At 64.4% G+C, this 22,501-nt stretch carries 21 protein-coding genes and 3 tRNA genes; 5 read left to right on the top strand and 19 right to left on the bottom strand.

The annotated features are described in order from the left end of the window. Window positions 1–9: 9 nt before the first annotated feature. A complete protein-coding gene (locus ACWPW1_RS08480) occupies window positions 10–2,631 on the top strand; it encodes a ligase-associated DNA damage response DEXH box helicase (protein WP_454252773.1) in 2,622 nt (873 codons plus the stop codon). Here ACWPW1_RS08480 and ACWPW1_RS08475 read toward each other — a convergent pair. Together ACWPW1_RS08475 and ACWPW1_RS08470 are read right to left on the bottom strand one after the other, a co-directional pair. Continuing rightward, entirely contained in the window at window positions 2,585–3,436 is an 852-nt protein-coding gene (locus ACWPW1_RS08475; protein ID WP_323148919.1) for a CvfB family protein, read from the bottom strand. The genes ACWPW1_RS08480 and ACWPW1_RS08475 overlap by 47 nt on opposite strands. Before the next feature lie 286 nt (window positions 3,437–3,722). Further along, entirely contained in the window at window positions 3,723–3,992 is a 270-nt protein-coding gene (locus tag ACWPW1_RS08470; RefSeq protein WP_237140581.1) for a hypothetical protein, read from the bottom strand. Window positions 3,993–4,836: 844 nt separating this feature from the next. Between ACWPW1_RS08470 and ACWPW1_RS08465 the strand changes: the two genes are divergently transcribed. From ACWPW1_RS08465 to dacB, 4 genes are all read left to right on the top strand, one after another. Continuing rightward, window positions 4,837–5,046, top strand: a complete 210-nt coding sequence (locus ACWPW1_RS08465; RefSeq protein WP_007159089.1) for a cold-shock protein — start codon at window positions 4,837–4,839, stop codon at window positions 5,044–5,046. Between the two features lie 106 nt (window positions 5,047–5,152). Further along, window positions 5,153–5,773, top strand: a complete 621-nt coding sequence (locus ACWPW1_RS08460; RefSeq protein WP_454252772.1) for a hypothetical protein — start codon at window positions 5,153–5,155, stop codon at window positions 5,771–5,773. Window positions 5,774–5,835: 62 nt separating this feature from the next. Next, a complete protein-coding gene (locus tag ACWPW1_RS08455) occupies window positions 5,836–5,985 on the top strand; it encodes a hypothetical protein (RefSeq protein ID WP_017639713.1) in 150 nt (49 codons plus the stop codon). 168 nt (window positions 5,986–6,153) lie between these two features. Continuing rightward, window positions 6,154–7,614, top strand: coding sequence for a D-alanyl-D-alanine carboxypeptidase/D-alanyl-D-alanine endopeptidase (dacB, locus tag ACWPW1_RS08450; RefSeq protein ID WP_271654398.1), 1,461 nt, complete (start codon window positions 6,154–6,156; stop codon window positions 7,612–7,614). A gap of 159 nt (window positions 7,615–7,773) precedes the next feature. Here the strand turns inward: dacB and ACWPW1_RS08445 are convergent, their stop codons facing one another. From ACWPW1_RS08445 to ACWPW1_RS08365, 17 genes are all read right to left on the bottom strand, one after another. Next, the gene (locus ACWPW1_RS08445; RefSeq protein WP_007159093.1) at window positions 7,774–7,932 is read right to left on the bottom strand and encodes a DUF3309 family protein; all 159 of its coding nucleotides are present in this window, start codon (window positions 7,930–7,932) and stop codon (window positions 7,774–7,776) included. Between the two features lie 206 nt (window positions 7,933–8,138). Continuing rightward, the gene (locus ACWPW1_RS08440; RefSeq protein WP_271654397.1) at window positions 8,139–9,794 is read right to left on the bottom strand and encodes a cation acetate symporter; all 1,656 of its coding nucleotides are present in this window, start codon (window positions 9,792–9,794) and stop codon (window positions 8,139–8,141) included. After that, entirely contained in the window at window positions 9,791–10,102 is a 312-nt protein-coding gene (locus ACWPW1_RS08435; protein WP_454252771.1) for a DUF485 domain-containing protein, read from the bottom strand. The genes ACWPW1_RS08440 and ACWPW1_RS08435 overlap by 4 nt, the downstream gene beginning before the upstream one ends. Before the next feature lie 240 nt (window positions 10,103–10,342). Beyond that, entirely contained in the window at window positions 10,343–11,245 is a 903-nt protein-coding gene (locus tag ACWPW1_RS08430) for an efflux RND transporter periplasmic adaptor subunit (protein WP_059314297.1), read from the bottom strand. Window positions 11,246–11,272: 27 nt separating this feature from the next. After that, window positions 11,273–11,476 (bottom strand): DUF1656 domain-containing protein, encoded by a 204-nt coding sequence (locus tag ACWPW1_RS08425; RefSeq protein WP_059314296.1) that lies wholly within the window; start codon window positions 11,474–11,476, stop codon window positions 11,273–11,275. After that, a complete protein-coding gene (locus ACWPW1_RS08420) occupies window positions 11,463–13,466 on the bottom strand; it encodes an FUSC family protein (protein WP_454252770.1) in 2,004 nt (667 codons plus the stop codon). The genes ACWPW1_RS08425 and ACWPW1_RS08420 overlap by 14 nt, the downstream gene beginning before the upstream one ends. 152 nt (window positions 13,467–13,618) lie before the next feature. Next, window positions 13,619–14,617 carry a tRNA-dihydrouridine synthase gene (locus tag ACWPW1_RS08415; protein WP_313648999.1) on the bottom strand — a complete coding sequence of 333 codons (999 nt, stop codon included), beginning with the start codon at window positions 14,615–14,617 and terminating at the stop codon, window positions 13,619–13,621. Between the two features lie 2 nt (window positions 14,618–14,619). Continuing rightward, entirely contained in the window at window positions 14,620–15,060 is a 441-nt protein-coding gene (locus tag ACWPW1_RS08410; RefSeq protein WP_454252769.1) for an acyl-CoA thioesterase, read from the bottom strand. A 143-nt stretch (window positions 15,061–15,203) separates the two neighbouring features. After that, a tRNA-Arg gene (locus ACWPW1_RS08405) sits at window positions 15,204–15,280 on the bottom strand. Between the two features lie 60 nt (window positions 15,281–15,340). Further along, window positions 15,341–15,417: transfer RNA gene (locus ACWPW1_RS08400), tRNA-Arg, on the bottom strand. A 106-nt stretch (window positions 15,418–15,523) separates the two neighbouring features. Next, window positions 15,524–15,614: transfer RNA gene (locus ACWPW1_RS08395), tRNA-Ser, on the bottom strand. A 61-nt stretch (window positions 15,615–15,675) separates the two neighbouring features. Continuing rightward, window positions 15,676–15,861: a carbon storage regulator CsrA gene (csrA, locus tag ACWPW1_RS08390; protein ID WP_007159101.1), complete on the bottom strand. Its 186-nt coding sequence runs from the start codon at window positions 15,859–15,861 to the stop codon at window positions 15,676–15,678. Between the two features lie 157 nt (window positions 15,862–16,018). Further along, entirely contained in the window at window positions 16,019–17,254 is a 1,236-nt protein-coding gene (locus ACWPW1_RS08385; RefSeq protein ID WP_059314292.1) for an aspartate kinase, read from the bottom strand. Window positions 17,255–17,338: 84 nt separating this feature from the next. After that, entirely contained in the window at window positions 17,339–19,963 is a 2,625-nt protein-coding gene (alaS, locus tag ACWPW1_RS08380) for an alanine--tRNA ligase (protein WP_323148730.1), read from the bottom strand. Window positions 19,964–20,148: 185 nt separating this feature from the next. Beyond that, window positions 20,149–21,147 (bottom strand): low-specificity L-threonine aldolase, encoded by a 999-nt coding sequence (ltaE, locus tag ACWPW1_RS08375; RefSeq protein ID WP_454252768.1) that lies wholly within the window; start codon window positions 21,145–21,147, stop codon window positions 20,149–20,151. A 12-nt stretch (window positions 21,148–21,159) separates the two neighbouring features. Then, window positions 21,160–22,167 (bottom strand): succinylglutamate desuccinylase, encoded by a 1,008-nt coding sequence (gene astE / locus ACWPW1_RS08370; protein ID WP_037063295.1) that lies wholly within the window; start codon window positions 22,165–22,167, stop codon window positions 21,160–21,162. A 37-nt stretch (window positions 22,168–22,204) separates the two neighbouring features. Further along, window positions 22,205–22,501, bottom strand: coding sequence for a hypothetical protein (locus tag ACWPW1_RS08365; protein WP_059314289.1), 297 nt, complete (start codon window positions 22,499–22,501; stop codon window positions 22,205–22,207).

Below are 22,501 nucleotides of genomic sequence, written 5' to 3'. Positions count from 1 at the left end.
AGTGCCGAGATGGCCACCGCTACCCGATCGCGCAAGGGCCCCGGCAGTCGCTGGCTGGCAGTCCAGGGCTGGAAGGCCTTTCCCTTCCAGCGCGAGGTGGCCAAGGCCATCGCCGCCGGAGAATCCGGCCTGCTGCATGCCACTACCGGTTCCGGCAAGACCTACGCGGTCTGGCTGGCGGCCCTGGATGCCTTCGTGGCGCCCAAGCCGATCACCGCCAAGGGGCTGCCCAGCAAGCGCAAGCAGGCGCCACCGCCGCTCACGGTGCTCTGGCTGACGCCCATGCGCGCGCTGGCGGCGGACACCCTGCGCGCCCTGGAGCGTCCGGTACTCGAGGAAGAGCTGGAGTGGACCCTGGGCCTGCGCACCGGTGATACCGGTAGCAGCGAGCGTGCGCGACAGAATCGCCGCCTGCCGACGGCCCTGGTAACCACTCCCGAAAGTCTGTCGCTGCTGCTGTCGCGGGAGGACGCCCAGGAAGCCCTGGGTCATGTCCGCCTGGTAGTCATTGATGAATGGCACGAACTGCTTGGCAACAAGCGCGGTACCCAGACCCAACTCGCCCTGGCCCGCCTGCGCCGCTGGAACCCCGGCCTGCAGACCTGGGGCCTGTCGGCGACCCTGGGCAACCAGGCTCACGCGCTGGATGTCCTGCTGGCCGGAGAACCGGGACACCTGGTGCAGGGCCGCCAGGACAAGCGCCTGCAGGTAGATACCCTGCTGCCCCAGGGCGGAGTCGAGCGCTTCGCCTGGGCCGGGCACCTGGGCATGCGCCTGCTGCTGCAGGTGATCCGCGAACTTGAAGACAGTCCCACCACCCTGGTCTTCACCAATACCCGGGCCCAGACCGAGCTCTGGTACCAGGCCCTGCTGCAGGCACGCCCGGACTGGGCCGGCCTGATCGCCCTGCACCACGGCTCCATCGAGAAGCAGGCCCGAGAATGGGTGGAGAGCGGCCTCAAGAATGGCCAGCTCAAGGCGGTGATCTGTACCTCTAGCCTCGACCTCGGCGTGGACTTCCTGCCCGTGGAGCGGGTACTGCAGATCGGCTCGCCCAAGACCATCGCTCGCCTGCTGCAACGCGCCGGCCGTAGTGGTCACGCCCCGGGGCGCGCCTCCCGTGCGACCCTGGTGCCTACCTACAGCCTCGACCTGCTGGATGCGGCCGCCACCCGCCGCGCCATCACGGCCGGGGAGATCGAGGCCCGCGCGGCCCCGGTCAAGCCCCTCGATGTCCTGGTGCAGCACCTGGTGACCGTGGCCCTGGGGGGTGGCTTCGAACCGGACGACCTGCTGCCGGAAATCCGCAGTGCCTGGGCCTATCGCGGCCTCAGTGACGGCGAATGGGCCTGGGCCCTCGCCTTCGTCCGCACTGGCGGCGCCTCCCTGTCGGCCTATCCGGACTATCGCCGCGCCGAGCCGGATGCCGAGGGCATCTGGCGCGTCCCCGACAAGCAACTGGCCAAGCGGCATCGCCTGGGCATAGGCACCATCGTCAGCGAGACCAGCCTCAACGTGCAATTCTGGTCCAAGGGCGGCGGCGGCAATCGCCTGGGGAACATCGAGGAAGGCTTTATCGCCCGCCTGCGCCCTGGTGATCACTTTCTCTTCGCTGGCCGTACCCTGGAACTGGTGCGGGTGGAGAACATGACGGTATACGTGCGCCGCGCCAGCGGTCGCAAGGCCGCCATCCCACGCTGGAGCGGCAGCCGCATGCCGCTCTCGGACACCCTGGCCAAGCATGTTCTGGCCCTGCTCGAAGATGCCGAGGCCCAACGTTACGAGAGTCCGGAAATGCGGTTGCTGCAGCCGCTGCTGGATGTCCAGCGGCAATGGTCGGCGCTGCCCAGCGCCCACTACCTGCTCGCCGAGACCCTGGAATCCCGCGAGGGCTCGCACCTCTTTCTCTATCCCTTCGCTGGCCGCCACGCCCATCTCGGACTGGCCAGCCTGCTCGCCTGGCGCCTGGCGCAGCGCCGCCCCTGCACCTTTTCCATCGCCGTCAACGACTATGGCCTGGAGCTGGTCTCACCCGTCAGCCTGGACTGGGAAGGGCTGCTCGATGCCAGCCTCTTCACCACCGACAACCTGATCAGTGACACCCTGGAAAGCCTCAACGCCGCCGAACTCGCCCAGCGGCGCTTTCGCGAGATCGCCCGCATCTCCGGGCTGATCTTTTCCGGCTATCCGGGCGCGCACAAGAGCAACCGCCAGCTACAGGCCAGCAGCAGCCTCTTCTATCAGGTCTTTCGTCAGTACGATCCGGATAACCTGCTGCTCGGCCAGGCTCAGACCGAGGTGCTGCGCCAGGAGCTCGACGCCGATCGGCTGCAGCAGACACTGACCCGTACCGGCGCGCTGCCCCTGCGCCTAGTGACCCTCGATCACCCCTCGCCGTTCGCCTTGCCGCTCATGGTGGAGCGCCTGCGCGAGAGCCTGAGTTCGGAAAAGCTGGCCGATCGCATCACCCGCCTGGTCGGCGACCTGGAACGCGAAGCCGGGCCGGACGAGCGAGCCCGCGCCTTCGACCCCGAATCCCTGGTGCAGCCCAGCCATGACAGCGATCTGACACCCCGTCGCGGCGCTAGTCCGCGGCGTCCTCGCGTACAGAAATCCGGTCGTCCTCGATAACGATCCGTCCCTGGCGATAGAGATGGCCGATGGCTTTCTTGAAGTTGCCCTTGCTGACGCCAAACAGCTGATGGATCAGCGCGGGCGGACTGCTGTCGCTGAGCTCCAGCACTCCACCGCGGGCTCTCGCCAGGCCAAGGATCTGCTCGGCAAGGTCGTTACCGGCGGCCGCGCCCTGGGGCTGCAGGGTCAGGCTGATCTTGCCATCCGCCCGTACCTCACGAATGAAGCCTCGCTCGCGCTGCCCCAGCCGCAGGGGCTTGAAGGCCTCGTTGCGATGCACCAGACCCCAGTGCTTGTTGTCGACGATCACCTTGTAGCCCAGGTCGGTCTGCTCGACGACCAGCAAGGGCACCGGCTGGCCGGCCTTGTAGCGTGGCGGCTCGCGATCCAGGTAGCGATCCAGCCGCGCGGTGGCGACGATCCGCCGGGTACGGGCATCCAGATGCACGTGCACCACGCAATGATCACCCACCTGCAGGGGACGCTTCTCCTCGGAATGCGGCAGCAACAGATCCTTGGGTAGCCCCCAGTCAAGGAAGATCCCGACCCGACCGACTTCCACCACGCGCAGGCTGGCGAAGCTGCCAACCTGCACTTTCGGCTTCTCTGTGGTGGCGATCAGCCGGTCCTCGCTGTCCAGGTAGAGGAACACATTGAGCCAATCACCTTCGGCACAGGGTTCGTCACGCGGGGCATAGCGACGCGGCAGCAGAACCTCGCCGTCGTTGCCCGCGTCAAGGAACAGACCGATGGGTGTATTGCGCAAAATCTGCAAGCTGTTGAAACGACCCAGCAAGGCCATGAACGGAGACTCCTGTAGAAAGCGGCCCATTTTACCGCGATCATCAGAGCCGGCGCTTGATAGCTATGCCTCACCCTTGAAACAGGTGCGCAGGATCATGAAAGGCATCGCTGCCGGCACCGCGTTGCTCGTGTACCAGACACTGACCTGATTCCCTTCATGCCTCTCCACTGCTCGGCGCCATGCCTTGCCGTGGAAACACCCGCACGGCAACTGGCTCAAGCCTCGGCGCGAACGGTGTACCTGGCAGCTAGAGGAGGTTGAGGTCTTACAGGCGCGCCTGGACTCAGGCCGTGAGGCAGTCCTGGGCGATTGGAATCTCGATGAAGAGACCCACAGCATCAGCTTCGACACGCATGGCCGCCACTACCGTATTCAGCAGGAACGGATTGCTGGCCTGCTCGTTGGTCAGTATTCGCTGAGTCAGCTTAATCGACTGGTGGGCATGATAGACCGCTACCAATATTTCATTGAGGTTCAGGCGGCGCAGCTCGACACGGTAGCCAGCGAGCCCTTGGCTCAATGCGCGTCCTGCGCTTTCGAGTCCGTTTTTCACAGTAGTTCCTTGGACCGTTGCGGTCCGGGGGTAATGATTCGGACAAGATAATATCACCTAGCCACTACCAAAATTGAGCAGCTCATCACCCTTCCGACACCACTGGCCCAAGACCGCCCGCGCCACCGCTGAGCTTCTGTCCTCAAACGCCGAGCGGCTGCTTCGGCTTGCTGAAAAACCTATGCTCGTAGTGAAGCCGGCTCCTTGATCGGCGACCTTTTTCCAGGTACAGGATGGGGGGCACCCAGCGCCTTCATGGCATTTGAAGCGAGCGGTCGTCTCGCTCAGCCAGAGGTGCGCGCTACACCCGGACGCCGTTGTCAGCTGTTTGAGGCTCCGCGATCAGCAGCCAGGGGTACCGACCGCTAAGCTGCGCACTGTTCCGCAGATGCCCCTCGGCGAGTACCTAGATGTTCATAGGGCCCTGAAAAACCTGACAAACCTTTGGACAGGCCTCATCGATAGGCGGAGGTGAGGCCCTGCGCAGTGACTAGATCGCAACACGTTGTGCATAGAAAACGATTCAGCACGGATCGCTTCGCATAGTCTTCCCGCTCCATGACCAGGGCCGCATCCTGCCGCCCTTTTCCACCATCAGTTCGCCCGCGCCAGATGCCGCTTCGACCATGGTCGGTAAAGTCAACATCGAGCAGCTCAAAGGTCTTGTTTTGCGCAAGCCAGTCTGAGACCATCCATCGCTGTCAGGTGAGGCTGTCTCTACAAAGCGGCTCACCTGTCGAGAACCTGGAGTACATCAGGGCCAGCTTTCGCGGCATGGGTTTCTCCTCGTTTCAAAACTGTCGTCCTCGTGGACAACAACGTCATCTTATTCAAGGAGAAATCCATGTCTACTCGCCAAACTGGCACCGTCAAGTGGTTCAACGACGAGAAAGGCTTCGGCTTCATCACCCCCCAGAGCGGCCCGGACGTGTTCGTTCACTACCGCTCCATCCAGGGTAACGGCTTCAAGAGCCTGCAAGAAGGCCAGGCTGTTTCCTTCCTGGTCGTGCAAGGCCAGAAAGGCCTGCAGGCTGATGAGGTGCAGGTGATCTAATCACCCGCCTTCTCGAAAAAGCCCAACCCCCGGTTGGGCTTTTTTTTGCGCGGACGTTGGCCCCTGCCAGCTTTCGCTATCGCCACTTAGGGATGAGGTGCGTTTCATGAAGACTCTCGCTGCCCTGCTCTGCCTGCTTCTGCTCGCTGGTTGCGCCGCTTTTCCCGGTGACGAACTCTCTTCCCAGGCATTCCGCGCGCCCCTGAGCGCCCCACCACAGCGCGCCAATGTGCTGGTGGAATTCAATTTCTATCGTGGCACTGTCGAGGACGCCAAGGACGCGACGTCGATCGCCATCGCCCGCGAAGGCCTGAAGCCCCGGCTGCGCGAGATCCTGGCAGGCTCCAGGCTGTTCGACCGCATCACCCTGGTGCCGGAACCCGGCAGACCCGATGACGCCTTGCTGCGCCTCAAGCTGTACAACAGCACCTCCTACGCCGCCGCCATCGCCAGCGGGCTGATCACCGGTGCTACCTTCTTTCTCGTCCCGGGTACCGCCAAGGACGACTATGTGCTGACCGCCGAATGGATTGCGCCCGACGGCAGCTCACCCACGCGAGTGCGAAATGCCAGTTCGGTACGTACCTGGATGGGAGTCTGGTTCCTGCCGCTGGCCGCCAGCCACCAGGCCGGGACCGCCATCGAAGAAACCTTCGCTCGCCAGGTCAGCGATGCGCTGCGCCAGCTGCAGGCCGCCGGCGTGTTCGCCGACCGCTCCTCGCCCTAGGGGAACGGCGAAACGCCTGCGCCGGTCACACCTTGACAGGTAATCACGTAGACGAGGATCCCATGGCCGAAGAAAAGCGCAAAGCCGACGAACGCGAACTGCCCAAGGACGAAAAGCCCCTGCGCACCGAGCACGCCAAGACCGACGACGGGCGCGATCCGCCTTCGCCAAACAGTCCGGACCGTACCAAGGACGCCACCGGCTACAACTGATCCCGTCCTTTCCAGAAACGACCGCTTCGGCGGTCGTTTCTTTATCCGCGCCCTGCCCCTTGGGGTTGGCTCGCCCCTCCCTCCTTACTGCATAATGCCCACACTCCGACGTCTATCGGCCCCTTTTCTCTTCAACTAGGCCGGTACCCTGCCAAGGTGTGTGTCCCGATGCGAAAGACCTTCCGATCTCTGGGCCTGCTGCTGAGCTGCTGCGCCCTGGGCTTTTCCCTGCCCGTCAGTGCCGATACCTCCTTTCTGCCGCCGCGAATCGAAAAGGCGATGCAGACCAACAAGATTCCCGGCAGCGACCTGTCGCTGGTCATGCTGCCGCTGGATGGCCCCGGCGAGAACGACTACTACAACGCCGACGTTTCGGTGAATCCGGCTTCGACCATGAAGCTGATCACCACCTACGCGGCTCTGGAACTGCTGGGTCCCACCTATCAATGGAAGACCGAGTTCTATACCGACGGCACCCTCAAGGACGGCATCCTCAACGGCAACCTCTACCTCAAGGGTGGCGGCGATCCCAAGCTGAACATGGAGCGGCTCTGGCTGCTCATGCGCGACCTGCGGGCCAATGGCGTGCTGGAAGTCACTGGTGACCTGGTGCTGGATCGAAGTCGCTTCGTGAAGCCCAACCTGCCCGCCTTCAACGACGATGGCGACGACGAGAACAAGACCTTCCTGGTCGGGCCGGACTCGCTGCTGGTCAATCTCAAGTCGGTTCGCATGGTGGTCCGCTCGGCCGATGGCCGGGTCAGCGTATCCATGGATCCGCCGCTGACCAACGTCAACATCGACAATCAGATGCGTGCCACCGGCAAGAGCGGTTGCCCGGCCTGGCCCGAAGTGCGCTTCAATCCGGTGCCTCAGGCCGATGGCAGTACCAGTCTGGTAGTCAGCGGCCAGTTGCCGGACGGCTGCAACGCCCAGAGCTATCTGTCGCTGCTCGACCACCCGGCCTATACCGCCGGCGCGGTCCGGGCCATCTGGCAGGAACTGGGTGGCAGCATCAAGGGCCGTACCCGTGAAGGCAGCGTGCCGCGCAATGCCGAGGTGCTGGCACGGGCCTTTTCACCGGATGTGGTCGAGATCATTCGCGACATCAACAAGTACAGCAACAACACCATGGCCCAGCAGCTGTTCCTATCCATAGGTGCACAATTCCGCACCTCGGCGGATGCCGACGATGGCAAGGCAGCGCTGCGGGTCATCCGCTCGTGGCTAGCGCGTAAGGGCATCAATGCCAGTCACCTGATCATGGAGAACGGCTCCGGTCTGTCACGGACCGAGCGGGTCAGTGCCCGGGAGATGGCCGAAATTCTGCGCGCGGCCTGGCAGAGCCCCTATGGGCCGGAATTCATCGCCTCCCTGCCCCTGGCCGGCATGGACGGCACCCTGCGCAAGCGCATGAAGAATTCGCCGCTGACCGGCCAGGCGCACATGAAGACCGGCACCCTGAACAACGTGCGCGCCCTGGCGGGCTTCGTTCGGGATGCCAACGCCCGCAGCTGGGTAGTGGTCGCCATCCTAAACAGCAGCCGTCCCTGGGGGGCCTCGTCCATCCTGGATGAGGTCGTGCTGGATCTCTATCAGCGCAGTCGCCAGGACGGCGCGGCCAACTAGCGCCCAAAACAAAACCGGAGTCCGCTCTCGCGGACTCCGGTTTTGTTTACAGCACTCGGCAAGGCAGGCCGGAAAACCGACGTTACCGCGCTGCACCGACTTGGGCAAGGACTTTGTCCGATGCACCTTTGCAGGGCATTTTCAGCACGACAGCCCTTGCTAGATCATGCCCAGTAGCAGCAATACCAGCAGCACGACCAGGATGGCACCCACGATGCCGGACGGGCCGTAACCCCAGCTGCGCGAATGCGGAAACACTGGAAGTCCGCCAATGAGCAGGACCAGCAGCACTAGAACCAGGATGGTCGAGAGAGTCATCTGCCATTCTCCATGAAGGCCAAGGGTCGACCGTCGCCGTAATCGGATGATACGAAGCAACGGGCCTATTCCATGGACCTGCGCCGGTGGCGGAAAATCCCAAGGTTGTCAGGCGACCTGCAGCAACCCCTGCCAGATCTGATTTGTCGCACGAAAAAAAGCCCGGATCGTTGCCAATCCGGGCTTCGTTCTAGCGCCATGGGTGGTTAGTGGGAGACCGCACCACTGGAACCCAGACCCGTCTGGGATCTGACGAACTGCGGATAGAAGCGAGCCCGCTCCTCTTCACCAGCCGCCGACTTGTCGGTGATGGAAAAGAACCAGATACCGATGAAGGCCACGGCGATGGAGAACAGTGCCGGGTATTCATAGGGGTAGATGGGCTTGGCATGACCGAGGATGGTCACCCAGATGGTCGGGCCGAGCACCATCAGCGTCACCGCCGTGATCAGGCCGAGCCAGCCACCGATCATGGCGCCACGGGTGGTCAGGCGCTTCCAGTACATCGAGAGCAGCAGGACCGGGAAGTTGCAGCTGGCAGCGATGGAGAACGCCAGGCCCACCATGAAGGCGATGTTCTGCTTCTCGAAGAGAATCCCCAGGGCGATGGCGACGACGCCCAGGGCCACGGTGGTGATCTTGGAGACGCGGATTTCGTCCTTCTCGTTAGCCTGGCCCTTCTTGATCACGCTGGCGTAGAGATCGTGGGACACCGCCGAGGCGCCGGCCAGGGTCAGACCGGCGACCACCGCCAGGATGGTGGCGAAGGCTACCGCCGAAATGAAGCCCAGGAAGATGCTGCCACCCACGGCGTTGGCCAGGTGCACGGCCGCCATGTTGTTACCGCCCAGCAGGGCACCTGCGGCATCCTTGAAGGCCGGGTTGGTGCTGACCAGCAGGATGGCGCCAAAGCCGATGATGAAGGTCAGGATGTAGAAGTAGCCGATGAAGCCGGTAGCGTAGAACACGCTCTTGCGGGCTTCCTTGGCGTCGCTCACGGTGAAGAAGCGCATCAGGATGTGCGGCAGGCCGGCAGTACCGAACATCAGCGCCAGGCCAAGGGAGAAGGCCGAGATCGGATCCTTCACCAGACCGCCGGGGCTCATGATGGCCTCGCCTTTCGGGTGTACCGCGATGGCTTCGGCGAATAGCCGATTGAAGTCGAAGCCCACGTGCTTCATCACCATGAAGGCCATGAAGCTGGCACCGGACAGCAGCAGCACCGCCTTGATGATCTGCACCCAGGTGGTGGCCAGCATGCCGCCGAAGAGCACATAGAGCACCATCAGAATGCCCACCAGCACCACGGCGATGCTGTAGTCCAGGCCGAACAGCAGCTGGATCAGCTTGCCGGCGCCGACCATCTGGGCGATCAGGTAGAGCGCGACCACCACCAGCGAACCGCAGGCGGACAGGGTGCGAATGTCCTTTTGCTTGAGGCGATAGGACGCCACATCGGCGAAGGTGTACTTGCCCAGGTTGCGCAGGCGCTCGGCGATCAGGAACAGGATGATCGGCCAGCCCACCAGGAAGCCGATGGAGTAGATCAGGCCGTCGTAGCCCGAGGTGAACACCAGCGCGGAAATACCGAGGAAGGAGGCGGCCGACATGTAGTCACCGGCAATGGCCAGGCCATTCTGGAAACCGGTGATGCGGCCACCCGCGGCGTAGTAGTCCGCAGCCGAACGGTTGCGTTTGGACGCCCAGTAGGTAATGCCCAGGGTGGCCCCGACAAAGACCACGAACATCAGGATGGCGGAGATGTTCAGCGGCTGGCGCTGGACGGCGCCCGTGAGGGCATCGGCTGCCCAGAGCGAAGGCGACAGGGCGAGCAGCCCGCTGGCCAGGAGTAGACGTCTCATGGCTGCACCTCCCGAAGGATTTCCGCGTTGAGCCGATCGAATTCGCCATTGGCCCGGCGCACGTAGATACCCGTCAGCACGAAGGCCGAGAGAATCAGACCGACGCCCAGGGGAATGCCCCAGGTCATGGCGGTCTCCGCATGGATACGGGTACCGAGGACCGTGGGCGCGAAGGCGATCAAAAGGATGAAGGCTGCATAGAGTCCGAGCATGATGGCGGAAAGCGTCCAGGCAAAACGCCCGCGCTTGCGCACCAGTTCTTGGAAACGCGGACTGGCTTCAATCCGCCGGTAGGTGCTGTCATTCATTATTGTTGTTCCTTACAGCATGACGGGAGCGTCGAGCTCTACTCTAGGCGCGCCCGGTAAGGCTTCCAGACGACTTTAGTCGTACTGAAAAGGGCCTGCGCTCGGCCAGGCTGCGTTGGAAATTCGCCCGGAATGCTCATTTACCACTCGTAAACTCGAGCGCGAGCCCGGTCCGCTTCCTCGCGAATCCTCGTCTTGCCTGGCCTTCGTTCGGCGACTCTTCCTCCCCATTCAAGGCTTTTAGTAATCCCAGAGTCGACGCCAGCCCTGCAGCGGATGGTGGCCTTCCCCGTCAAGCACCGAGACACTCGCTGTCATGCCGGCGCTGAGGTGCATATCCGCCGGCACGTCCAGCAGCTCGATGCGCACCGGAATGCGTTGCGCCAGGCGTACCCAGTTGAACGTCGGCTCGACGTTGGCCAGCAACTGGGCATCGTTGGCCGCATTGCGATCGGTGATGCCGCTGCTGATGCTTGCCACCTTGCCCTGCAAGGGCGCGGCCTGGTTCATCAGCCTTACCCGCACCCCGTCACCGGGATGGATATGCGGGATCTTGGTTTCCTCGAAATAGGCCATCACATAGAAGGAGCGGGTATCCACCAGCGCCATCACCGCCTGGCCGGTCTGCACATAGTTGCCCTCGGCGAACCTGAGGTTGGTGATGCGTCCTTCCCGCGGCGCCAGGACGCGACTGCGATCCAGGTTGATCTGCGCAAGGTTCACGTCACTCAGGGCTTCCTGGTACTGGCTGCGGGCGACGGCCACATTGACCTGGGCGGTCTCGCGGTCTTCGGCACTGATGGCGCTGGTACCCAACCGCTGCCGGCGGGCGGCCTCGCTTTCACGCAAGCGCAGCTGTTGCTGGCGCGTATCTGCCACCGCCTTGGCGTGGTCGAGATTGGCCTGGTAGCGCTGCTGGTCGATCTGCATGAGCAGGTCCCCTCGCTTGACCAGCTGGTTGTCGACCACTGCCAGGCGGGTTACCCAGCCGGATACGTCGGGTGCCACCACCACTACGTCGGCACGCACCCGTGCATCACGAGTCCAGGGCGTATAGAGATAGAAGTGCCAGAGCCAGGTACCAGCCAGTATCGCCAGCAGCACCACGATCAGGGTGATCGCCACACGCAGGGTCTTGTGCATCAAGGGTCGATCCTCTTGTTGTTAGGCTCAGGTGGCCAGGACAGCGACGATGCCGGCCAGCCAGAGCACGAACAGCGCGCAGCCGAACAGGGCGCTGTGCCACAGCTGGCGCCCGAGCCGGCTGCGCTGCAGCAGCCACATCGACAGGGCCGTCAGCAGCAGCGCCAGGACGCCATAGACGAACAGTGGGCCCAGGTAGACCCCGCCAATGGCCCATTCATGCAGATTCATCCGTGCCCTCCTCCGCTATCGCCTTCAGACAACAGCTGCGCCAGGTCTGCTGAAGCTGCCCGATGGCGCCGCGCGCCAGTCGATGCGGCTCGTCGTCAGCGGCCTGCTCCAGCGCCTGGCGCAGGCGATCCGCCGCTGTATCCAGGGCACCGGACTGCAGATTGCCGAAGCCTACGGCCAACTGCTCGGTAAAGCGCGCCAGAAAGACGTCCCGCGCCTGAGCGACGTTGCCCTGCGCACCTGCCAGACAGGCCCGCAGATGCAGCAATTCGTTGCCCAGGTCCAGTGCCAGCAAGCCCTGCTCCCAGCGCCCGCGCTCGCTCGCCGACAACTGCTCGATATGTCGCGCCAGGAGTAGCAGGCGATCCGCCATGCGCCCCCCGAACCAGGTCTCGGCATTGGCCAGGGGCACCGAGGCCAGTCGCTGCAGATCGTAGGTGGTGGCTTCGAGGATGCGGCGGCTGGTCCGTCGCGGCGTACGCAGGCTGATCAGGCGGAACACCAGCACGGCGAAACCCACGCCGATCAAGAGGCTCTGCAGCTGGTTGAGCAAGACGCCCATCTCCACGTGGCCCTGGTTGCTCGGCGACACCAGCACCAGCAGGTGAATGGCGAAGGCCGTTGCCGTCCCCACCACGCTGGGCGGACCGGCCATGCCCAGGGCGGCGAAGAACAGGGGCACGCCCAATACCAAACACAACAGCGGATAGCCGGTGATCTGTGGCAGCAACACCTGGCTGATGAGGATGGCGACCGGCGCCGCATAGAGAATGCCGCGCAGGAAACCGAGCCCTATGGTGGCGGCATTGTCGCGGTTGGCGAACAGGCTGCAGATGACACCGGCCATGAGCATGGCACCGGGTGCCGACGGCCAGGCACTGGCCAGCCAGAACACCCCGACGCCCAGCAGCGCACAGGCACTGCGCAGGCCATAGAGCAGCGCCGTCTGCAGGTCGCGATGGCGGGCCAGGGCCGAGGGTGCCACGGCACTGAGCTGCGCGGTATGGACGCTGTCCAGGGCGCGACCGGCCTGCTGGATCTTGTCCAGCAGGATGGCGAAACGGGCGAGCAGGTAGCGCTGGTCGTTGTCCAGCGATGTGGTGGTACCGGCTGCCGCCCTCAGACGCTGCAGGAGGGTCTCCAGCACCTCAGCCTGGGGGTCGGCCAGGGCCACGAGCATTTCGTCGCGCCAGGGCTGCAGGACGGCGCGCTGGGCCTCCCCCAGGCCGCGCCACTGGCGCATGGCACCGCGGGCCGTACGCAACAGGCTGAGCAGATCCCGTGAAAGCAGTCGTAGCGCCCTGGCGCGCTGCCGACCACGCTGCCCTTCGAACCACGCATGGTCACGCTGGGCATCCACCGCTACCACCTGGCCGAGCATGGCCAGCAGGCCCTGGGTGGCATCCTGGGCCTCGGCCAGCTCCGCCCGCGCGGCGGCCACGCCCTGCTCCCAGGTACGCCGCGCCTGGGCGGCCAGATTCTGCTCCACTCGCTGTGGCCAGATCAGGGCGCTCACCGCCGAGGCCACCACGATACCCAGGCAGATCTCGGTACAGCGGGCTACCGCCTGATCGAACACCGTCAGCGGATGGGCGATGGCGGGCAGACCGATGATGGCGACCGTATAGCCGGCCAGCACGAAGCCATAGGAGAAGTGGTTGCGCAACAGGGTCGAGGCCGCCGTGCACAGCGCCATCCAGCCCGCCAGGGCCAGCAGGAACAGCCAGGGCGTCTGGGCGAAGAAGGCCATGAGCACCACCGCCATGCAGGTACCCGCCATGGTACCCAGCAGGCGGAACAGTCCCTTGGCCAACACCATACCCGACAGCGGCTGGGAGACGATCATCACCGTCATGCAGGCCCAGACCGGTTGTTCGAGGCTGAAGCGAAAGGCCAGCCAGAGCGCCAGGGCGGCGGCGAACAGGGTCTTGCCGGCGAAGACCAGCGCCGCGGGCGAAGGTGCGAGAAAGACCGTCCAGGGTAGGCGCACGGCGACTCTTGGATTGCAGGGGATCCAGCATAGGCCGCACGGCCCAGGCGAAGTTCCGGTCAGTGCCCAGACGAAAAAAAGGCGACCCTAGGTCGCCTGAAGTGCCTTGCGTGCTCGAGTGACGACGCTCCGTCGTCACCACCCATTGCAGCCTATACAGGTTGCAGCAGGCGTTCTTGATCGAGATCAAGACTGGCCGGGTTTTGCCCAGCCATGCCCAGCAAGCCGTCGATCAGCGCGCAATCGGATTCGCGGCGCACCTGGGCGAACAGCGCTGCGGCCTCGGGGTAGCTGCGCGTCAGCATGCCCAGCCACTGCTTGAGTCGTCCGGGCGCATAGCGTGGCGCCAGCTTGCGTTGCGCCATCAACCAGAAGCGCTGCACCAGGGGCAGGATCTCTGCCCAACTCTGGGGGGTGGCCTCTTCACCGCGCACGGACGCGGCGATCTGCAGCGCCAGATCGGGCCGGGAGACCAGGCCTCGGCCCAGCATCACCGACGCCTGCCCGCTGACGCTGCGGCAGCGCCAGTAATCGTCCAGGGTCCAGATCTCGCCATTGGCCAGTACCGGCACGGCGACTCGATCGGCCACCCGTGCCACCCATTCCCAATGTGCGGGCGGGCGATAGCCTTCCACCTTGGTCCGCGCATGGACCACCAGTTGCGACGCGCCACCGGCTGCCAGGGCCTCGGCACAGGCCAGGGCACTGTTCGGGCTGTCGTAGCCCAGACGCATCTTGGCGGTGACCGGAATGGCCGCCGGAACGGCCTGGCGGACGCTCTCGACGATCCGGTTGAGCAGCTCTGGCTCCTTGAGCAGCACCGCGCCGCCACGGGACTTGTTCACGGTCTTGGCCGGGCAGCCGAAGTTGAGGTCGATCACCGGTGCGCCCAGGGTGCAGGCGAAGGCTGCGTTGTCGGCCAGGCAGGCTGGATCCGAGCCCAGCAGTTGCACCCGCATGGGGGTACCCGAAGGTGTCCGCGCGCCCTGCCCCAGCTCCGGAGCCAGCTTGGCGAAGGCCGCTGCCGGCAGCAGGCGATCACAGACGCGAATGAATTCGCTCACGCACCAGTCGAGCCCGCCGACCTCGGTCAGCAATTCGCGCAGGATGTCGTCGACGAGGCCTTCCATGGGCGCCAGGGCGATCTCCATGCTCAGACGTCCTCGCTGGGCAGCGCCTGGCCATAACCGGCCAGGAACTCGGGCGGCATGCGCTTGGGCTTGCCGGAGGATAGCTCGATGCAGACGAAGGTCGTCCGGGCGCGCAACAGGGTCACGCCGTCCGCCGGACGCTGCAGCTGAAACTGGCGGGTCATACGCAGGCGGCGATCCCAGTCCACCAGCCAGGTGCCCAGCATCAGCTCGTCGTCCTGGTAACCACTGCTGAGGTAGTCGATCTCGTGGCGCACCACGGCCATGGCACGGTCCAGGCGCTGGAAGGTGGCGAGATCCAGGCCCAGTGCAGCCGAGTGCTGCCAGGCACACTGTTCGAGCCAGCTCACGTAGACGGCATTGTTGGCATGGCCCAGGCCATCGATGTGCTCGGCACCGATGCGCAGCGGCAGGAGATGGGGAGTCGGTCGGTCCCACTGCATGATGCGACCCTCTCGCGGGCGATATCCGAAAAAACACTGACCGGGCCGGTGGCGGCCGCGGCGCGATGGATGGCCGCGGATATTCGCATGAATCCGCAGGCAATAAAAAAGGGCCTGCATCGCTGCAGGCCCTTCTTCATGTTTGGCGCACTCGGGAGGATTCGAACCTCCGACCGCTCGGTTCGTAGCCGAGTACTCTATCCAGCTGAGCTACGAGTGCGTTTCGGTGAGTTTAGCCAGAACACCGCTGGTACTGCTGAAGCCAGAGGCTTCGTCGATTTGGCGCACTCGGGAGGATTCGAACCTCCGACCGCTCGGTTCGTAGCCGAGTACTCTATCCAGCTGAGCTACGAGTGCGTTGAAGCTGCGTATTCTAGCTTCCGTTTCTGACGTGTCAAGCAAATTTGCTTGTTTATCAGGTACTTACCATTTGGTCAGTACAGCGGAGCCAGTTTGAAGCAAATGGCGGTGAGGGAGGGATTCGAACCCTCGACACCCTTTTGAGGTGTACTCCCTTAGCAGGGGAGCGCCTTCGGCCACTCGGCCACCTCACCGCAACGGGGCGAAACTATATCGAAGGTTTGCCCGTTTGCAAAGAGAAAAATTCAAAAAAAATCAGTGGTTTGGTTCTTGGTCCTTTTCCTTCTGGATGCGCTGGTAGATTTCCTCGCGATGAACCGCGACTTCCTTGGGTGCATTGACGCCGATACGGACCTGGTTGCCCTTGACTCCCAGCACCGTCACAGTGACTTCGTCACCAACCATCAGGGTCTCACCAACCCGACGAGTCAAAATAAGCATTCCATTCTCCTTGAGCGTTTAACCCAGTCTGCACGTAAAAGCCGAAACGATCCCTGAATGGACCTTCTAGTCGCTATTGACCTCTGTCCATGCAAGTAAAGTTCCGCAGACCGGGGCGATAGATGAGGCCCCTGTGGCAGGGACCTCGCTTGCAGGGTCACTCCACGCCGCGTGCGGGGGCGTCGAGTTCGAAAGCGGTGTGCAGCGCGCGGACGGCCAGCTCCAGGTATTTCTCCTCGATGACCACCGAGACCTTGATCTCGGAGGTGGAGATCATCTGGATGTTGATGCTCTCCTTGGCCAGGGCTTCGAACATCTGGCTGGCTACCCCGGCATGGGATCTCATGCCGACGCCGACGATGGAGACCTTGGCGATCTTGATGTCGCCCACGGACTCACGGGCACCGATCTCGACACCGGTGCGCTTGAGGATCTCCAGGGCCGCCTGGTAGTCGTTGCGGTGCACGGTGAAGGTGAAGTCGGTGGTGTTATCGTGCGCGACGTTCTGCACGATCATGTCGACTTCGATGTTGGCCGCGCTGATCGGGCCGAGGATCTTGAAGGCCACGCCGGGGGTATCCGGCACACCGCGAATGGTCAGCTTGGCTTCGTCACGGTTGAAGGCGATGCCGGAGATGATCGGCTGTTCCATGGATTCCTCTTCATCAAGGGTAATGAGGGTGCCCGGACCCTCCTGAAAGCTGTGCAGCACGCGCAGCGGCACGTTGTATTTGCCGGCGAATTCCACCGAGCGGATCTGCAGCACCTTGGAGCCGAGGCTGGCCATTTCCAGCATTTCCTCGAAGGTGATCTTGTCCAGCCGCTGGGCCTGGGGCACCACGCGCGGATCGGTGGTGTAGACGCCGTCGACGTCGGTGTAGATCTGGCATTCGTCGGCCTTCAGCGCGGCCGCCAGGGCCACGCCCGTGGTGTCGGAGCCACCACGGCCCAGGGTGGTGATGTTGCCCTGCTCGTCGACGCCCTGGAAGCCGGCTACGACCACGACCTTGCGTGCCTTGAGGTCGGCGCGGATGCGGGCATCGTCGATCTGCTGGATACGTGCCTTGGTGTGCGCGCTGTCGGTAAGGATGCGCACCTGGCTGCCCGTGTAGGAGACCGCCTGGACGCCGCGCTTGAGCAGCGCCATGGTCAGCAGACCGATGGTGACCTGCTCACCCGTGGAAACCATGACATCCAGCTCGCGCGGATCGGGTTGCTCCATGATCTGCTTGGCGAGGCCGATCAAACGGTTGGTCTCGCCGCTCATGGCCGACACCACCACGACGATCTGGTCACCTGCTTCGTGGAAGCGTTTCACCTTGTCGGCGACCTGCTCGATACGCTCCACCGTACCCACCGAGGTACCGCCGAATTTCTGTACGATCAATGCCATTGCTTGCTGCCCGTCCGCAGAAAAATCTGATTCAAGTTGTTGAGGGAGGAAGCGGGCCGCCCTCCCCGGCGACCCGTAGCGCTCTTAGAGACTTTCCTCGGCGTACTGACCGGCACAGGCCAGGGCCGCATCCAGCTGGCTGGCATCGGTGCCGCCGCCCTGGGCCATGTCCGGACGACCACCACCCTTGCCCCCGACCACGGCCGCGGCGCGCTTCATCAGCTCGCCGGCCTTGAGCTTGGCGGTCAGGTCAGCGGTGACGCCGGCGACCAGCACCACCTTGCCGTCGGCTTCGCCGCCCAGCAGGATCATGCCGCTGCCCAGCTTGTTCTTCAGCTGATCGACCAGCGCCAGCAGCGCCTTGCCGTCGAGGCCATCCAGGCGTGCGGTCAGGACCTTGGCGCCCTTGACCGCCACCGCCTGGTCTACCAGGTCGCCGGCCGAAGCACTGGCGGCCTTGGCCTTGAGCTGCTCGATTTCCTTCTCCAGCTGGCGATTGCGCTCGACCAGCGCGGCCAGCTTGTCCAGCACGTTGTCGCGGCTGCCCTTGAGCAGGCTGGCGGCTTCGCGCAGCTGTTCCTCGGCGCCGTTGAGATAGGCCAGGGCCGCGGTGCCGGTGATGGCTTCCACGCGGCGCACGCCGGAGGCCACGCCGCCTTCGCTGACCAGCTTGAGCAGGCCGATGTCGCCGGTCTGGGCGACGTGGGTACCACCGCACAGCTCGACGGAGAATTCACCGCCCATACCGACCACGCGCACCACATCGCCATATTTTTCGCCGAACAGCGCCATGGCGCCGCGGGCCTTGGCCTCGTCGATGGCCATGACCTCGGTGGTCACGGCGCTGTTCTTGCGGATCTCTTCGTTGACGATGGTCTCGATGCGCTTGAGCTCCTCGGGCTTGATGGCCTCGAAGTGGCTGAAGTCGAATCTCAGGCGCTGGTCGTTGACCAGGGAGCCCTTCTGGTGGACGTGATCGCCCAGCACCTGGCGCAGCGCGGCGTGCAGCAGGTGGGTACCGGAGTGGTTCAGGGCGATGCCCTGGCGGCGGCTGGCGTCGACCTGGGCCATGAGCGCGGTGCCGACGTTGAGGCTGCCCTTGGTCACCACGCCATGGTGGAGGAAGGCACCCTGGGTCTTGGTGGTGTCACGCACGGCAAAGCCGACGCCGGCGCTTTCCAGGGTCCCGGTATCACCAACCTGGCCACCGGATTCACCGTAGAACGGCGTCTGGTCGAGGATGACCACGCCCTCCTCGCCTTCGGCCAGGCTATCGACCGGCTGACCGGCACGGTAGAGGGCGACGATGGTGCCCGAGGCGCTGGTGGTGTCGTAGCCCAGGAAGCGGGTTTCGCCCTCGACCTTGACCAGGCTGTTGTAGTCCACGCCAAAGGCGCTGGCGGAACGAGCCCGCTCGCGCTGGGCCTCCATCTCGCGTTCGAAGCCGGCCTCGTCGAGGTTCAGGTTGCGCTCGCGGGCGATGTCGTTGGTCAGGTCCACAGGGAAGCCGTAGGTGTCATAGAGCTTGAACACCACGTCACCGGGGATGGTGTCGCCCTGAAGCTGCGCCAGATCCTGTTCGAGGATCTTCAGGCCTTGCTCCAGGGTCTTGGCGAACTGTTCTTCCTCGGTGCGCAGCACGCGCTCGATGTGCGCCTGCTGCTGGACCAGCTCGGGATAGGCCTGACCCATCTCGGCCACCAGGGCGGCGACGATCTTGTGGAAGAAGGTGCCCTTGGCGCCCAGCTTGTTGCCGTGGCGGCAGGCGCGGCGAATGATGCGACGCAGCACGTAGCCGCGGCCTTCATTGGACGGCAGCACGCCGTCGGCGATGAGGAAGCTGCAGGAACGGATGTGGTCGGCCACCACCTTGAGCGACGGGGCCTCGTCGTTGGCGCAGCCGATGGCCTCGGCCGAAGCCGCCAGCAGATTCTGGAACAGGTCGATCTCGTAGTTCGAATGCACGTGCTGCAGCACAGCGCTTACTCGCTCCAGGCCCATGCCGGTGTCGACGCTGGGCGCCGGCAGCGGATGCAGGACGCCGTCGGCGGTGCGATTGAACTGCATGAAGACGTTGTTCCAGATCTCGATGTAGCGATCACCGTCTTCTTCCGGCGAACCGGGCGGGCCGCCCCAGATCTCGGGGCCATGGTCGAAGAAGATCTCGGTGCAGGGGCCACAGGGACCGGTGTCGCCCATGGTCCAGAAGTTGTCCGACGCATAGGGCGCGCCCTTGTTGTCGCCGATGCGCACCATCTGCGCCGCGGGCACCCCGACTTCCTTGGTCCAGATGTCGTAGGCCTCGTCATCAGTGGCGTAGACGGTGACCCAGAGCTTTTCCCGGGGCAGACCCAGCCACTGCGGCGAGGTGAGGAATTCCCAGGCGAAGGTGATGGCGTCGCGCTTGAAGTAGTCGCCGAAGCTGAAGTTGCCCAGCATCTCGAAGAAGGTGTGGTGACGCGCCGTGTAGCCGACGTTCTCCAGGTCGTTGTGCTTGCCGCCCGCGCGCACGCACTTCTGGCTGGTGGCGGCGCGGGTGTAGCTGCGCTTTTCCATGCCGAGGAAGCAGTCCTTGAACTGGTTCATACCGGCGTTGGTGAACAGCAGGGTCGGATCGTTCGCGGGGATCAGCGAACTGGAGGCGACCCGGGTGTGCCCCTTCTCTTCGAAGAAGCGGAGGAAGGCTTCACGGATTTCGGCGCTTTTCATATTCATTCCAGACAATGGGCTTTTCGACGCGCGTGACGGGCATCCGACTGGATCGCAGACGAGACGAACGGAGCGGGCGCCGCAGACGCGGCACGTGCGGAAAACGGACACGCATGCCTGGGAGTATATCGACGCCTGCGCCCCGGTGTCGCCCCGGTTGCGCAGGAAAAACGTCGTCGGAAGACTTAGCGGCGGCGGTAGGCGGCGAAAGCGGCGACGGCCGCCTCGATATCGGCGGCGCTGACGTCCAGATGGGTGACCAGCCGCAGGCGTGGAGCCGGACTGATACGAATGCCGCGCTCGGCGAGGAAGGCCTGCAGGGCGGGCGCCTCGTTACCCATGGCGAGGTAGACCATATTGGTCTGCACCGGCTCCACCTGGTAGCCGAGTTCGGCCAGGGCGGTGCCGAGCTGAGCGGCATGGGCGTGGTCTTCGGCCAGGCGCTCGACCTGGTGATCGAGGGCATGCAGCCCCGCCGCAGCCAGCAGGCCGGCCTGGCGCATACCGCCGCCGACCACCTTGCGCCAGCGACGCGCCTTGATGATCAGGGCGGCATCGCCGCAGAGCACCGAACCCACCGGTGCACCGAGGCCCTTGGACAGACATATCGACACCGAATCGAAATGCTGGCTGATCTCGCGCACCGGTACGCCTAGCTTGACCGCAGCGTTGTACAGCCGCGCGCCGTCCAGATGCAGGGCCAAGCCGTGTTCCCGGGTGAAGGCCCTTGCCGCTGCCAGATAGGCCAGCGGCAGGACCTTGCCGTGCATGGTGTTTTCCAGCGCCAGCAATCGCGTGCGGGCGAAGTGGAAGTCATCGGCCTTGATGTAGCTGCGCACGAGATCGAGGTCCAGGCTGCCGTCGGCGGCCATCTCGATGGGCTGTGGCTGGATGGAGCCGAGCACCGCGGCGCCCCCGCCTTCGTACTTGTAGGTGTGGGCCTGCTGGCCGACGAGGTATTCGTCGCCCCGCTCGCAGTGCGCCAGCAGGCCGAGCAGATTGCTCATGGTGCCGCTGGGCACGAAGAGTCCGGCCTCCAGGCCGAGATCGCCCGCCAGACGCTGCTCCAGCCGGGTGACAGTCGGGTCTTCGCCATAGACGTCATCGCCGAGTTCGGCGTCCAGCATCGCCTGGCGCATGGCCGGCGTGGGCTGGGTGACGGTATCGCTGCGCAGATCGATCATGCAGGCCGCTCCTTATGCCGGGACCACGATGAGCCCGGCCCGCAGGCCGACGGCGACCTTGGGGTTGGGGAAGATGATGCGCGCCTCGGCCTCGTCGACGATCCAGCGCTCGCTGCCATCCTCGGCCAGCAGCGAACCCTGGCGCAGCGGCGAGAAGTTGGCCACGTCGTCGGCCAGGTGCAGCTGGAAGCGCGGACTGGACTTGTACACCTGGCGCGCGACCCGGAATCTCAGCAGCGAGGAATCCGGCGGCGGCAGTTCGGCTTCACGGCCTTCGATCAGGGCTTCGAGCAGCAGCCGCAGGCGGCTCAGGTCGAGTTCGCTGTTCTCGCCGAAGGGACGGGCCTGGCCCAGCTCCAGGGTCAGGGCTTCGGCCTGGCATTCGGCGTAGGTGTAGGCGCTGAAGGTGATACCGGGTTTGTCATAGAGCAGCACGGCTTCGATGCCGGCGGCTTCCAGGCGCTGCAACTCGGCTTCCGAATGCTCGCGCCCGGCACTCCAGGGATAGAGGGCGAAGCGCGGCAGCGCCGAGGCGCGCAGCGCGGTGTGCAGGTCGTAGTGCAGTCGGGCGCGATCAGGCTTGCTGAAGAACTGCGCGGACAGGCGCTCGAGATCGTTGGCACGTTGGGCCTCGGAGCCTTCGGCCTGGGCATGGCGACCATTGAACAGGCGATTCAGATCCTGCTCGACATAGCGGGTGCCGCGGCGCATGGCATCGGGATTGCCGAACATGAACAGCATTCGGCAGGCGGGACGCAGGGCTCCGCTGGCGATGCCGCCGAGCAACTCGTCGAGCAGTTCCATGGGCGCCGTCTCGTTGCCATGGATACCCGCCGAGAGCAGCAGGTCCAGGTGGTTGTCGCGCGCCACCGGCGGAGTGACTTCCAGCACGCCTTCGGTCAGCCAGTGGAGACGGGTGCCGTCGGCAGTCAGTTGAATCTTCTCGGTCGGCTCGCGGCCGGCCAGGGTCAGGTCCAGCAGGCGGCCAAGCGCCAACCGATAACGTTCAGATGCAGCCATGCTCTACTCCGCTGAGCGACGTGTCGGAGCTAGATACTCAATGATCGTGGCCGCAACCGCAATCGGCGTCATGCACATGATTCTCATCGCCTTCGTCGGCGAAGGTTTCCAGGGCGATGGACAGGCCCAGGGCATTGAGGGCCTGGGGCCGCAGCACCAGGACCGGGGTCTGCTCTTCGTCGTCCTGGGAGTCGGCGAAGATGTTGAGACCGCCGCTGCCGTCGGCTTCCAGCCAGAGGTCGCGGCCGGCCAGGCGGATGGCCAGGCGCTGGACTTGCAGCGTCTGCTGCTCGTCGGCGGTAGGTTCGAGGATCAGGTCGAGACGGTCGCTCAT

The sequence above is a fragment of the Pseudomonas sp. Marseille-Q7302 genome (assembly GCF_965111925.1).
This window is presented reverse-complemented; position numbering and strand designations above follow the sequence as displayed.